Consider the following 14184-nt stretch of genomic DNA (forward strand, 5'->3'; position numbering starts at 1 on the left):
AGCCATGGCGACGCCGAGAGATGTATCTCTGCAAATGACCAGAAACATCGGTATCATGGCCCACATCGACGCAGGTAAGACCACCACCACCGAGCGTATCCTGTACTACACCGGTATCAACCACAAGATCGGTGAGGTGCACGATGGCGCTGCCACGATGGACTGGATGGAACAGGAGCAGGAGCGTGGTATCACCATTACTTCCGCTGCTACCACCTGCTATTGGAGCCATACCGAGACCCAGCACGATCCGGCTCTGTTCAAGAAGAACCGTCATCGTATCAATATCATCGACACCCCGGGCCACGTGGACTTCACCGTTGAGGTCCAGCGTTCCCTGCGCGTCCTGGACGGTTCTGTGACCGTTCTGGCTGCGAAGGGCGGCGTCGAGCCCCAGTCTGAGACCGTTTGGCGTCAGGCTGACGAGTACAAGGTCCCCCGCATGGTGTACGTCAACAAGATGGATACCATGGGTGCCGATTTCTTCCGTTGCGTGCAGATGCTGCATGACCGCCTGCATGCCAACGGTGTGCCCATCCAGCTGCCCATCGGCCAGGAGGATACCTTCAAGGGTATCGTCGACCTGATCGATATGAAGGCTGACGTCTACTACGACGACATGGGCAATGATGTCCGCGTGGAAGATATCCCCGAGGACATGAAGGAGCAGGCTCAGGAGTACCACGACAAGCTGATCGAGGCTGTCGCCGAGACCGATGAGGACCTGATGATGAAGTACCTGGAAGGCGAAGAGCTGACCAAGGAAGAAATCAAGGCTGCGCTGCGTAAGGCGACCATCTCCAACGAGATCGTCCCCGTTACCTGCGGCTCCTCCTACAAGAACCGCGGCGTTCAGAAGCTGCTGGATGCCATCGTCGACTATATGCCGGCGCCTACCGACGTTCCCGCCATCAAGGGTACCAACCCCGAGACCGGTGAGGAAGAGGAGCGCATCTCCTCCGATGATGAGCCGTTCTCCGCTCTGGCGTTCAAGATCATGACCGACCCGTTCGTCGGTAAGCTGTGCTTCTTCCGTGTTTACTCCGGTAAACTGGATGCCGGCACCACCGTGTACAACTCGGTCAAGGATCAGAACGAGCGTATCGGCCGTATCCTGCAGATGCACGCCAACCACCGTAAAGATATCGATACCGTCTACGCGGGTGATATCGCTGCGGCCGTCGGTCTGAAGAACACCACCACCGGTGACACCCTGTGCGACGAGAAGGCTCCCATCGTTCTGGAGAGCATGAACTTCCCCGAGCCGGTTATCCGCGTGGCCATCGAGCCCAAGACCAAGGCCGGTTCCGAGAAGATGGGCATTGCTCTGGCAAAGCTCGCCGAGGAAGACCCGACCTTCAAGACCTGGACCGACGAAGAGACCGGCCAGACCATCATCGCCGGCATGGGCGAGCTCCATCTGGAGATCATCGTCGACCGTCTGCTGCGTGAGTTCAAGGTTGAGGCCAACGTTGGTGCTCCCCAGGTTGCTTACCGCGAAACCATTCGCAAGTCTGCCAACCAGGAGACCAAGTACGCCCGCCAGTCTGGTGGTAAGGGCCAGTACGGTCATGTCAAGATCAAGCTGGAGCCCAACCCGGGCAAGGGTTACGAGTTCGTCAACGGTGTCGTTGGCGGCGCGATCCCCAAGGAATATATCCCCGCTGTCGACAACGGTATCCAGGGCGCTATGAAGGCCGGTATTCTGGCCGGTTATCCCGTCGTGGATGTCAAGGTCACCCTGTGGGATGGTTCTTATCATGAGGTCGACTCCTCTGAAATGGCGTTCTCCATCGCCGGCTCCATGGCTTTCAAGGAGGCCATGAAGAAGTGCGATCCCGTCATCATGGAGCCCATCATGAAGGTTGACGTCATCGTTCCTGATGAGTATATGGGCAACGTCATCGGCGACCTGAACAGCCGCCGTGGCCAGATCCATAATCAGGAATCTCAGGACGGTACCGCTCGCGTTACCGCGATGGTTCCTCTGTCCGAGATGTTCGGTTACGCCACCGACCTGCGCTCCAAGACGCAGGGCCGCGGCCAGTATTCTATGGAGCCGGCTGATTACCAGCAGGTGCCCAAGAACATTGCCGATAAGATCATGAATGAACGTGCACACAAGGCTTAATTTATAAGTTTTACTTGATTTTTTGCACGGAATTTAGTATGATAGCCTTATCCAAGGCAAACTCAAATTGTTTTAACTAAAGGAGGATACTTCCAATGGCTGAAAAGGAAAAATTTGACCGCTCTTTGGAGCACGTCAACATTGGTACCATTGGTCACGTTGACCACGGCAAGACCACTCTGACCGCCGCGATCACCAAGGTTCTGGCTCTGAAGGGCGACGCCGACTTCATGGATTACTCCAGCATCGACAAGGCCCCCGAAGAGAAGGCTCGTGGTATCACGATCAACACCGCTCACGTTGAGTACCACACCGAGAAGCGTCACTACGCCCACGTTGACTGCCCGGGCCATGCTGACTATATCAAGAACATGATCACCGGTGCTGCTCAGATGGACGGCGCTATCCTGGTCGTCGCTGCTACCGATGGTCCCATGCCCCAGACCCGTGAGCACATCCTGCTCGCCCGTCAGGTTGGCGTGCCCAAGATCGTTGTCTTCATGAACAAGTGCGACATGGTCGACGACGACGAGCTGCTCGATCTGGTCGAGATGGAGATCCGTGAGCTGCTGTCCAGCCAGGGCTTCGATGGCGACGATGCTCCCATCATCCGTGGCTCTGCTCTGAAGGCTCTGGAGTCCACCTCCACCGATCCCAACGCCCCCGAGTACAAGTGCATCTGGGAGCTGATGGACGCTGTTGACAGCTACATCCCCACTCCCGACCGTGCTGCTGACAAGCCCTTCCTGATGCCCATCGAGGATGTCATGACCATTTCCGGCCGTGGCACCGTCGCCACTGGTCGTGTCGAGCGTGGTACTGCCCACGTTGGCGATCAGATGGAAATCGTCGGCCTGAAGGAAGAGAAGCTGACCACCACCATCACCGGCCTCGAGATGTTCCGCAAGAGCCTGGAGTACGCTCAGGCTGGCGACAACATCGGCGCCCTGCTGCGTGGTATCGACCGTGACCAGATCGAGCGCGGCCAGGTTCTGGCTGTTCCCGGCTCTGTTCATCCCCACACCACCTTCGACGGTCACGTTTACGTCCTGAAGAAGGAAGAGGGCGGCCGTCATACCCCGTTCTTCAACAACTATCGTCCTCAGTTCTACTTCCGCACCACCGACGTTACCGGCATCATCACCCTGCCCGAGGGCACCGAGATGTGCATGCCCGGCGATAACGTCGATATGCATGTTGAGCTGATCACCCCCGTTGCCATGGAGGAAGGCATGCGCTTCGCTATCCGTGAAGGCGGCCACACCGTTGGTTCCGGCGTTGTTTCCAAGATCGAGAAGTAATTTTTCGCTCTGAACAGCTTACAAGGCAGGCATCTACCGCAAGGCAGATGCCTGCCTTTTTGTATAGTTTCTTACGGCAGGGAAGGGGAACATTTTATGCCCCGGTATCTGTTCAAGAAAGAAACAGTATGATATAATAATTCAGATAAGAGGAAAGATAAAAGAGAAGGGAGCAAATCCATGCAGCAGGAAACCGTCATTGTTCTTGATTTCGGTGGCCAGTACAATCAGCTGATTGCGCGCCGTGTCCGTGAATGCAACGTCTACTGCGAGATCTATTCGTATCGCACGGACCTTGCCAAAATCAAAGCAAAAAATCCGAAAGGCATTATTTTTACCGGTGGCCCCAACAGTGCCTATCTGCCGGATTCTCCGACGATCGACCCGGAAATCTATACCTGGGGCGTGCCCATCCTGGGCATCTGCTATGGCAGCCAGCTGATGATGCACATGCTGGGCGGCCATGTCACCAAGGCGCCCGAGCGGGAATACGGCAAGACGGTGGTGGATCTGGACACTTCCAGCCCGCTGTTTGCCGGTCTGCCGGAGAAAAATGTCTGCTGGATGAGCCATAACGACTATATCGAGAAGGCGGCTCCCGGATTCCGGATTGTGGCCTATACGCCGAACTGCCCGGTGGCCGCGGCGCAGGACGCACAGCGCGGCCTGTACTGTGTACAGTTCCACCCCGAGGTGCTGCATACCGAGAACGGCACGCAGATTCTGCACAATTTTGTGTATAAGGTCTGCGGCTGCGCGGGCACCTGGAAGATGGATTCCTTTGTGGAGCATTCGGTGCGTGCACTGCGCGACAAGATCGGCGACGGCAAGGTACTGTGCGCACTGTCGGGCGGCGTGGACTCCAGCGTCTGCGCAGCCATGCTGGCAAAGGCCATCGGCAAGCAGCTGACCTGCGTCTTTGTGGATCACGGTCTGCTGCGCAAGCATGAGCGGGAGCAGGTCTGCGAGGTCTTCGGCGAAGGCGGACAGTTTGATATCAATTTTGTCTGCGTGGATGCCCGCGACCGGTTCTACAGCAAGCTGGCGGGAGTCACCGCTCCGGAGCGCAAGCGCAAGATCATCGGCGAAGAATTCATCCGTGTCTTCGAGGACGAGGCCAAGAAGATCGGCGCGGTGGATTTCCTGGCTCAGGGCACGATCTATCCCGACGTGGTGGAGAGCGGTTTGGGCGGCGAATCTGCCACCATCAAGAGCCATCACAATGTGGGCGGTCTGCCGGATTTCGTGGATTTCAAGGAGATTGTGGAGCCGCTGCGCGACCTGTTCAAGGATGAAGTCCGTCAGGCCGGCCGCGAGCTGGGGCTGCCGGAATATCTGGTGGCACGTCAGCCCTTCCCGGGCCCGGGCCTTGCCATCCGCATCATCGGCGATGTGACGCCGGAAAAGGTGGCCGTCGTGCAGGACGCCGATGCGATCTGGCGGGAAGAAGTGGACAAACTGCCCATGGAGCAGCGCCCGAGCCAGTATTTTGCCGCGCTGACCAACATGCGCAGTGTTGGCGTTATGGGTGATGAACGCACCTACGATTATGCCATTGCTCTGCGTGCTGTGACCACCACCGACTTCATGACGGCAGAAGTGACGCTGCTGCCCACCGAAACCATCACGACAGCGGCCAACCGTATTGTCAACGAAGTGAAGAACATCAATCGTGTGCTGTTTGATTATACGACCAAACCGCCGGCCACAATCGAGTTCGAATAAGTAAAAAGTGGATATGAGAGCCCGCAAACCAGCATAAATGCAGGCGCGTCTTTCGGACGATCCGATTTCATAATGAAAAAAGTCTAGCTGATTTTGCTGATCGGCTAGACTTTTTTGTTGTTGATAAAAAGGACGGCGGTTTTGTTGTTGGAACGCGGTTCAAATTTTGATTTGAAAAGTTATGATATGCCCAAACGGCAGGCCTTTTTTCTTGTGAGGAGGAGAAGGTTCTTGTATGGAATTCATGAAATCTGAACTGACTTTTTAGGTGTCAAACTCCAGAATACCACATTCATCAAGACAGCGATCAGTAAAACAGCGGCCATTCCGACCCAGAATCCCATATTGATCCCCCAAAAGGATACCGTGCCAAATAGGTTCATCCAAAGCATAGTCCAATTCATGGTAAACACCTCCCATTTTTACAGCAGCTCACCATAGCGCCGCACATAAGCTTTCTTCAGACTGGTGGCCAGCACCATATACAACAGGATACACGGGATCAGGTAAGCAAAGTAGGCAGCGGGCAGGGCTGTAAAGCCAAGCATTGCGCCCAGTGGGGTAAAGGGGATAATCGTAAGGACCGCAATTCCCGTCATGGTCAGCAGGGTCAGCGGGGCAGAGGCTCTGCTCTGGATAAAGGGGAGTTTGGGGGTGCGGATCATGTGAATGACCAGGGTCTGGCTCCACATGGATTCCACAAACCAGCCGGCCTGAAATAGCCCGATATACTTTGCCTGGAGCATGGCAAGTTCTGGGCCGCTGAAATGGGAGGGCAGATCGTTGAACAGAACGCCGCCCGAGACAAAGAGCGGACAGAATACGAAGTACATGAACAGGTAGGTGGTAAAGTCGAAGATGGAGCTGGTGGGGCCGATCCAGATCATGAAGTTGCCCACGCTGGAGGCATCCCACTTCCGGGGCTTCGCAATGAATTCCTCATCCACATTGTCCCAGGGGATGGCTGTACAGGACAAGTCGTAAATGAGATTCAGAAGAATCAGATGCAGGCTCATCATGTACGTGGCATTGGCAACGCCGCGTTTGGGAGCCGGTGTTGTGCCGGTGACAAAGGACTGAAACAACGGCTGTAGGATACCGTAGCCCAGGCCAAAAAAGAAACCGGCAGCCAGCAGATGTACGCCTGTGGAGAGGAACAGATAGCTGATCATCGTCAGAATCAAGATTGCGAGGCTGATATAGACCAGGATGCGATGGCTGCCGGCGTCGATCATTTTCTGTGTAGACAGCTTGGAGGCCAGCATACCAATGACAAGAAAGATATAGAAATAAGGCAGGTATCCGGAGAGGCCTTTCTCCTGGGCGATAATGGAAGAGTAGGCGATGACAGCACCGTAGGGAATCATCAAGAACATCATATTGAACATGAACGGAAGCGCGGGCCCGTAAATGGAATCACGGATGGAGAATTTCTTGCGTGGCACTTTGGGGTAGTGGATACGGCAGCAGGAAACACAGAGAAGCGCCAGAACGGTAATACCGAAAATCGTCAGGAAGGAGGCTTCGCTGCTCATATGGCTTTGGACTTGCAGACCGACGTAGGGACCAACAGCCATGCCGATGGAAACGGTAAAGGCGAATCGGCTGATACCTTCCGTGATTTTGGTTGTGGGCAGCACATCGCCGGCCAGTGTCATGGTGGCGGAACCGCATACGGAATAGACGGCACCCATATACAAACGAATCACAATCAGTGCTGCGAAAATAGGGAAGGCGATGAAGGCCGGAAAGGACAGGCAGAACAGAGCAAGGAACAGCAGATATACACGGTACCGGTTAAAATTATCCAGCAGATATCCGGCAACCGGACGGAAGAGAATGGTGGCCACAGACATGGCGGTCAGAACGATACCAACACGGGAACCGGTGATTCCGATCTCCTGGCAGTAGATAGGAATGATGGGAATGGAGGCGTAGAACGCTGCCAGCACCAAAAGGTTGGTGATGAAGAGAAGAATGAATCTTCGGTTCCAAATTTTTTCGGGTTTTCCCATAAAAAGCAAACTCCTTTTTTGTGTAAAATATAAAATATAGTGGCAATTGCCACTATATTTACAATAGCACGGAATCTGCCTTGCGTCAATATCTGGTTGCAATTGCCACCAAAAAAGACTATAATGCGGATAGAAAGGGGACAGGTTTATGCCGTATATGATGAACAGTCCATTCAAATCCATTTCCATTCTCTACCGTAAATCACACATCTGGCTCAGCAACAGCTGTGCACAATATGATCTCACCGCCGCACAGGCGTTGGTCATTCTCATCGTCTGTGATTTCCAGACGTTGACACAGGACGAGATCACCAAGCGTCTTTCACTGGATAAAAGCGTAATTGCCAAGACGGTCAATAAATTGTTGGAAACAGGGTTCCTGGAGCGCCATACCAACGCCAGGGACAAGCGGACCTATGATATCTGCCCAACGCAGAAGTCCTGGGCGGCCTATCCCGTAATCAAAGAAGAGGTGGATCGCTGCTTTCAACGGATGACGCAGCGCATGACAGAGGAAGAAAGGGCGACGTTTCGGAATTTGCTGTTATTGGCGGAGGAAACCACGCTGGCCCAGGGGGAATGAGTTGGTGCTGCGGCTCTTACTTCAAGCTGCTGCGGGCACTTGACGGCGATGGGAAAGCGTGGTACATTATACATACCAAGAGAATGTATGGGGGCTGGTCCGATGGCGCGCAACAAGTATCCTGAAATCACGGAAGAGCGGATCCTGCAGGCGGCGGAGCGTCTGTTCCTCGAAAAGGGGTATGACAATACCACCATTCAGGATATCGTGGATGCGCTGGGCGATCTGACAAAAGGGGCGGTTTACCACCACTTCAAATCCAAAGAAGACATTATGGAGGCGGTGGGCGATCGGATGTTTGTGCGGAACAATCCGTTTGCGGAAGCTGCAGCCCGCAAGGACCTGAATGGGTTGGAAAAGCTCCGCGCTTCCATTCTGATGAACCAGAGTGATGATGCCCGTATGGAGATGACGGTGCAGAGTATGCCGATTCTGGAAAATCCCCGTTTCCTAGCCAGCATGATTCGGGACAACCAGCAAGAGATCGCACCGTATCTTCGGCGGTTCCTGGAGGAGGGGATCCGCGACGGGTCCATTCACACGGAATATCCCAAGGAACTGTCTGAAGTGATTCTGCTTTTGACAGGGCTTTGGATGGTACCCAGTCTGTATCCGGCTACCGCCGAAGAGATGATGCGAAAATTCCGGTTTATCGGGTTGTTGCTGGAACGGATGGGGGTGCCGCTTGTGGACGAGGCACTTCTGGAAAAACTGGCGCCCTATTTTGCCAGAATAGAGGCGCAGCAAAAAAAACAATAAAGTTGCCTGCGGGCAATTTTATTTTACCTATATACATTCTCTTGGTATGTATATGCGGCGGGGGTGTGCCCGCCTACTTTTTTATCTGAATACATACTACTGGTATGTATTCGCAAATGGAGGAACAGAAATGAAGCAGAGCTTATTTACCCGCAGTTTTATCTTGCTGCTGCTGGGGCAGATGTTTTCCCTCATCGGCAATTACACCTTGAAATTCGCGCTGTCCATGTACGTGTTGGAACTGACGGGATCGGCTGAAATTTTTGGCGCGGTCCTGGCTGTTGCCGTAGTGCCCACCATACTGCTCTCACCATTGGGCGGCATCCTGGCGGATCGGGTGAATCGCCGCTGGCTGATGGCCGGGTTGGATGCCCTTTCGGCGGTTGCTGTTTTCCTCTGCATCTGTTTTCTGCAGGCGGGGGGCGGAGTGGCAGCCATCGCGGGCCTGCAGATCGTGCTGGGAATTCTGGGCGCCTTTGAATCGCCCACCGTGCAGGCCTGCGTGCCCCAGCTGCACCATGGGGATAATCTGCTGCGCGCCAATGCGCTGGTCAATCAAATCCAATCGGTGGCCGGTATGGCAACACCCTTTGCGGGAAGCCTTGCGTATACGGCGTGGGGAATCGAGGCGGTCATGCGGGCGGTCAGCATCTGCTTTTTGCTGACAGCCTTTCTGGAGTGCTGGATTCATCTGCCTGCCGTGCAGCAAAAATCCGGGCAGCCTCCTTTTCAGATCCTGCGCAGTGACCTGCGGCAGAGCGTGCACTTTTTAAGGCGGGAACAACCCGTAGTGCTGCAGCTTTTGCTTCTGGCTGCGGGGATCAACTTCTTTGCATCGGGAAGCATCACGGTGGGACTGCCGTATCTGGTCCGGACAGACTTGGGCCTTTCGGCAGCATGGTACGGGGCGGCGGAAAGTGCGCTGGGGCTGGCGTCCGTTCTGGGCGGGGTACTGGTTACATTGCTGGCTGCCTATCTTCCTCCCAGGAGAATGCCGTGGTTGCTGATACTTTTTGGAGGCGCTCTGCTGCCGTCGGCGGCGGCTTTCGCTGTCCGCGGGCAGGCCGTGGTATGTTATTTTGTGCTGGTGGCGGGGATGGCAGCGGCTTCCCTCGGGGGCAGCGTCTTTTCGGTGCTGGGCCTCTGTGCCATCCAGCAGCGCACACCCTCAGAATTGACCGGCAAGGTGATGGCCTTCGTGATGACCATCGCCCAGTGCACACAGCCGCTGGGGCAGATGCTGTACGGATGGGGATGGGAACGGCTTCCGGCCTGGTGCGTATTGGGGATGACGGGGGCTGCGGTACTGGTCACAGCCTTCCGCTCCTGGAAAATCTTTTGGAATCTTGTCTGAAGAATGCATTCAAATGATCTTTCAGGGTGGAATCTCGCAGGGGAATCTGCTACAATACAGGCAGGAGATGGACAGAGGAGGTCCCGATATGTTGTATCGCATGCACTACGATTCACCGTTGGGCGGCATTCTGCTGCTGGCCTCTGAAAACGCGCTCATGGGACTGTGGCTGCCCGGACAGCATGCGGATCACACATTGCTGAAACAGGCAGAACAACGGGAAAATGCGCCGATTCTTCGGCAGGGGCGCGCGTGGCTGGATCGTTATTTCTGTGGGAGGCGTCCCACGCCCCAGGAAATCCCGCTGGACCCCCGGGGCAGCGAGTTCCGGCGCAGGGTCTGGCAGAGGTTATGCCGCATCCCTTACGGAAAACTGGAAACCTACGGGCAGATTGCCCGGGAAATGGCAGCAGAAAGCGGTGGGAAAATGTCGGCCCAGGCGGTGGGCGGCGCTGTGGGACACAATCCCATTTCGCTGATCATCCCTTGCCACCGGGTGATCGGCGCCCATGGCAATCTGGTGGGGTATGGCGGAGGGCTGGCGCTGAAAAAACGTCTTCTGCAATATGAAGGAATCGACCTTCGCACGCTCCACGACCCCCAATGAACGACTGACAAGCACACTTACTTTACAGGAGAAAATGATGAAAGAAATTGCCATAACCGACTTTGAAAATCTGAAAATCGGGCAGGCGGAGAATGCCGGTGCCGGAACCGGCTGCACAGTGTTGCTGCTGGGAAAGGAAGGAGCCCCCACCGGGCTGGATGTACGCGGTGGCGGTCCTGCTTCCCGGGAGAGCGAACTGCTCAAACCCATGGCGGCCGCCGGTGTGATCCACGCCATCCTGCTTTCCGGCGGCAGTGCCTTCGGACTGGATGCGGCCGGAGGCGTCATGCGCTTTCTGGAGGAGCGGGGCATCGGATTTGATGTGGGGGTTACCCGGGTACCGCTGGTATGCCAGTCCTGCCTGTTTGATCTGACGGTAGCGGACAGCCAAACCAGGCCTGATGCGGCGATGGCGTACGAAGCCTGCCGGAATGCGGAAAAAGGCAATTACCGGGACGGCAATTTTGGCGCAGGTACCGGTGCCACGGTGGGAAAAGCGCTGGGAATGGCCCATTGCATGAAATCGGGCATCGGCAGCTACGCGGTGCAGGCAGGCCCCTTGAAGGTGGGGGCTCTGGCGGCGGTGAACGCCCTGGGCGATGTGTTTGACTGGAAGAATGGGCAGAAAGTGGCAGGACTGCTGGAAGCGGACGGCCATACCTTCCGGGATAGTGAGGAAGCCCTGCTGCAGAAGATTGAAGTGGTGGAAAATAAATTCGTGGGCAATACCACGCTGGGCGTGGTTCTGACCAACGGAAAGTTTGACAAGACCAGACTGTGCAAGATTGCGGGTATGGCACAGGATGGCTATGCCCGGGCCATCCGCCCGGTGCACACGACGGCCGACGGTGACAGCATCTATGCGGTTTCGCTGGGAGATGTGGAGGCCGATCAGGACGTGGTGGGGGCCTTGGGGGCACGGGTCATGGCAGAAGCCATTCTGCGTGCCGTGCGTGCCGCCAGAAGCGCCTACGGTTACCCGGCGGCTTCGGACTTATAAAAAGCAGTTCCTGTCGGTATTCGGCAGGAACTTTTTTGTGCCCCGTTGCCTTATAACGGGTTTCGGGGTATAATAGGAGGACCAAAATAGTAGGAATTTGACAAGTACCGGGAGTTTGAGGGTATGGCCAAACTGGATGAACAGAAAAAGGTTCTGGTGGAGTATTTCCAGCAGGGATGCAAGCCGGAGGGAAAACTCACACTGGGGCTGGAAGTGGAGCATTTTGTCACCCACCCGGGCGGGGAGCCGGTGACCTTTGACGAGATTCAGAGCGTCATGCGGCAGATGCAGCAGCCCTATGATACGTCCATCGTGATTGACGGGGAATATATGGGCTATACGACGGAAACCTACGGCGTTTCCCTGGAACCGGCCTGCCAGGTGGAGATCAGCATCATTCCACAGGGCAATGTGCTGAAAATCATGGATATCTACAACCAGTTTTACCTGCAGCTGAGCATGACGCTGGCAGCCCGCGGACTGCGCGCCTGGACTGTCAGTTACCATCCCACCCGCCGGGCGGAGGAACTGCCGCTGATTCCCAAGCAGCGCTACGAGGCCATGGACCGATATTTCAGAAATACCGGGTCCTGCGGAATTCAAATGATGCGGGCGACGGCCTCCACCCAGCTGTCGGTCGATTATTACAGTGAACGTGATTTTGTGCAAAAAATGCGGGCGGCTTGCCTGCTCACACCGTTTTTTGCCCTGTTAAGCGATAACGCCGTGGAATATCAGGGGCACCGCAACAATGCCTATAGTGTCCGTACCCGGATCTGGCAGGATGTGGACGGCGACCGGTGCGGCGTGCCGCCCCATCTGATGGATCCCGATTTCGGATTTGAACGGTATGCCGAGACGATCCTGACGCGGCCGCTGATTGTGGCGCTGCGCGGCAATCGGACCAAGGCGGTGGGGCGCAAGAGTGCCCAGGAAATTTACGGCAGCCATCTGCTGAAAAAGGAAGTGGAGCATGTTCTGTCCATGTTCTTCTTTGACGCCCGCCTGAAGACCTACGTGGAGATCCGCGGAGCGGATTGCATGCCGCCCAAATTCATTGCGGCCTATGCCCAGCTGGTCAAGACGATTTTCGGCAGTCAGGCGGCTCTGCAGAATGTGCTGCGCCACTATGAAGGGGTCAACACCGGGGACATTGCCAACGCCAAGATGGCTGTCTGCAAGGACGGTTTCAATGCCTGGGTGTATGGCCGGCCCATCGGCAAGGAGCTGGCGTGGCTGCTGCTGCAGGCGCGCAGCCGCACACCCTCCCAGGAGGAGCGGGCGCTGCTGGAGCCCTTCGCCAAACTGATTGTGACCAAAAAAAACATACGGGAAGAAGAACACGAAAATGACTGATTTGCAGACCTTGAACGAAGCGTATCTGGCGGCGGCCGCCTCCGACCCGGAGCGGCTGGCCCGGGAGTTTGATGAAATTACCGAATACATGAAGGCCTCCACTGCCATTCACCACGGAGAGTATGTGCGCACCTGCTATATGCCCAAGCTGTTTACCGAAAAAGTGTTCAGGCGGTTCGCGGAGGATATCCGCACACTGTACGGCATCCTGGGCAAGGTGATGGGAGCGTACTATCGGGACCCTGCGTATCGGGCACTGTTTGGATTTGACAAGGTGGCGGAGGAGCTGATCCTGCGCGCCGACCCTGCGGTGTCGCTGCTGCCGATGGCACGCATTGACTTCTTCTACAATGAGCAGACCGGCGCTTACAAATACTGTGAGTTCAACACCGACGGTACCAGTGCCATGAACGAGGACCGGGAGCTGAATCTGGCTCAGCAGCTCTCCACGGTGTACCGCAATTTCCGGGCTGCCCACACCACCCGGACCTGTGAGCTGTTTGAAAGCTGGGTCAGAACGCTGTGTGCTGTGTATCAGCGTGCCCGCCATACTGACCAGCTCCCTTACGTGGCCATTGTGGATTTCATGGACTGCGGTACCGTCAATGAGTTTGAGGTGTTCCAGGGCTTTTTTGTGGAGCAGGGCGTACCTGCGGAGGTCTGCGACCTGCGGAGCCTGCGTTACAATGCCGAGGAGAAGGTGCTCTATGGCCCCGGCGGGCACAAAATCGATGCCATCTATCGCCGCGCCGTCACCAGCGATATCCTGGAGCGGTATGCGGAATGCGGTCCGCTGCTGGCGGCCGTGCGGGATGATGCGGTGTTGCTGGTGGGGGATTTCCATACCCAGCTGGTTCACAACAAGACGATTTTCCGCATCCTGCACGAGCCGCAGACGCAGACTTTGCTCACTGCGGAGGAGCGGGCGTTTGTGGATGCCCATGTGCCGCTGACCAAGACTTTCGCGGCCTCGGACATTCCCCGTGTGTTGGCCGACAAGGATGCCTGGATTCTGAAACCGCTGGATTCCTATGCTTCGCGCGGCGTGCATGCCGGTGTGGAGTGCACCAATGAGGAGTGGGAAACCATTGTGCGGTCCACACCGCTGGAAGGCTATCTGCTGCAGGAATTCTACCGGCCCTTTGTGACGGAAAACTACGGCATCGGCCCGGACGGTACCTTCGGCAGAAACCGGTATTACAATCTCACCGGTGTGTATGTGTATGACGGTGTGGCACAGGGCATCTATTCCCGCGTGTCGCTGAGCCCCATCATCTCCAGCCAGTACAGCGAAAAGACGCTGCCCACATTGCTGGTGGACGAATAAACCTTCTACAGGGCAGGCATACTACC

General features: G+C 56.0%; 12 protein-coding genes. 10 read left to right on the forward strand and 2 right to left on the reverse strand.

The annotated features are described in order from the left end of the window. The first annotated feature begins 4 nt into the window (after positions 1-4). The 3 genes from fusA (at position 5) to guaA (ending at position 5157) form a co-directional block, all read left to right on the forward strand. On the forward strand, positions 5-2131 hold the full coding sequence (fusA, locus tag ABGT73_RS04565; RefSeq protein ID WP_346668636.1) for an elongation factor G: 2127 nt from the start codon (positions 5-7) through the stop codon (positions 2129-2131). A 95-nt stretch (positions 2132-2226) separates the two neighbouring features. Further along, positions 2227-3432, forward strand: coding sequence for an elongation factor Tu (gene tuf, locus ABGT73_RS04570; RefSeq protein ID WP_346668637.1), 1206 nt, complete (start codon positions 2227-2229; stop codon positions 3430-3432). Between the two features lie 180 nt (positions 3433-3612). Further along, entirely contained in the window at positions 3613-5157 is a 1545-nt protein-coding gene (gene guaA, locus ABGT73_RS04575; RefSeq protein WP_346668638.1) for a glutamine-hydrolyzing GMP synthase, read from the forward strand. Between the two features lie 242 nt (positions 5158-5399). Here guaA and ABGT73_RS04580 read toward each other — a convergent pair whose 3' ends face one another. Continuing rightward, positions 5400-5561 (reverse strand): hypothetical protein, encoded by a 162-nt coding sequence (locus ABGT73_RS04580; RefSeq protein ID WP_346668639.1) that lies wholly within the window; start codon positions 5559-5561, stop codon positions 5400-5402. A gap of 18 nt (positions 5562-5579) precedes the next feature. Next, entirely contained in the window at positions 5580-7361 is a 1782-nt protein-coding gene (locus ABGT73_RS04585; RefSeq protein WP_346668640.1) for an MFS transporter, read from the reverse strand. Here ABGT73_RS04585 and ABGT73_RS04590 point away from each other — a divergent pair. From ABGT73_RS04590 to ABGT73_RS04620, 7 genes are all read left to right on the forward strand, one after another. Beyond that, on the forward strand, positions 7321-7755 hold the full coding sequence (locus ABGT73_RS04590; protein ID WP_346668641.1) for a MarR family transcriptional regulator: 435 nt from the start codon (positions 7321-7323) through the stop codon (positions 7753-7755). The two genes, ABGT73_RS04585 and ABGT73_RS04590, sit on opposite strands and share 41 nt — an antisense overlap. A 102-nt stretch (positions 7756-7857) precedes the next feature. Next, on the forward strand, positions 7858-8514 hold the full coding sequence (locus ABGT73_RS04595; RefSeq protein ID WP_346668642.1) for a TetR/AcrR family transcriptional regulator: 657 nt from the start codon (positions 7858-7860) through the stop codon (positions 8512-8514). Between the two features lie 130 nt (positions 8515-8644). Beyond that, positions 8645-9868: an MFS transporter gene (locus tag ABGT73_RS04600; protein WP_346668643.1), complete on the forward strand. Its 1224-nt coding sequence runs from the start codon at positions 8645-8647 to the stop codon at positions 9866-9868. 88 nt (positions 9869-9956) lie between these two features. Continuing rightward, the gene (locus ABGT73_RS04605; RefSeq protein ID WP_346668644.1) at positions 9957-10475 is read left to right on the forward strand and encodes a methylated-DNA--[protein]-cysteine S-methyltransferase; all 519 of its coding nucleotides are present in this window, start codon (positions 9957-9959) and stop codon (positions 10473-10475) included. 37 nt (positions 10476-10512) lie between these two features. Then, positions 10513-11475 carry a P1 family peptidase gene (locus ABGT73_RS04610; RefSeq protein WP_346670308.1) on the forward strand — a complete coding sequence of 321 codons (963 nt, stop codon included), beginning with the start codon at positions 10513-10515 and terminating at the stop codon, positions 11473-11475. A 123-nt stretch (positions 11476-11598) separates the two neighbouring features. After that, the gene (locus ABGT73_RS04615) at positions 11599-12831 is read left to right on the forward strand and encodes a glutamate-cysteine ligase family protein (RefSeq protein WP_346668645.1); all 1233 of its coding nucleotides are present in this window, start codon (positions 11599-11601) and stop codon (positions 12829-12831) included. Continuing rightward, positions 12824-14158 carry a hypothetical protein gene (locus ABGT73_RS04620; RefSeq protein WP_346668646.1) on the forward strand — a complete coding sequence of 445 codons (1335 nt, stop codon included), beginning with the start codon at positions 12824-12826 and terminating at the stop codon, positions 14156-14158. The genes ABGT73_RS04615 and ABGT73_RS04620 overlap by 8 nt, the downstream gene beginning before the upstream one ends. Positions 14159-14184: the final 26 nt, after the last annotated feature.

This window comes from uncultured Subdoligranulum sp. (assembly GCF_963931595.1).
GTDB lineage: Bacteria > Bacillota > Clostridia > Oscillospirales > Ruminococcaceae > Gemmiger.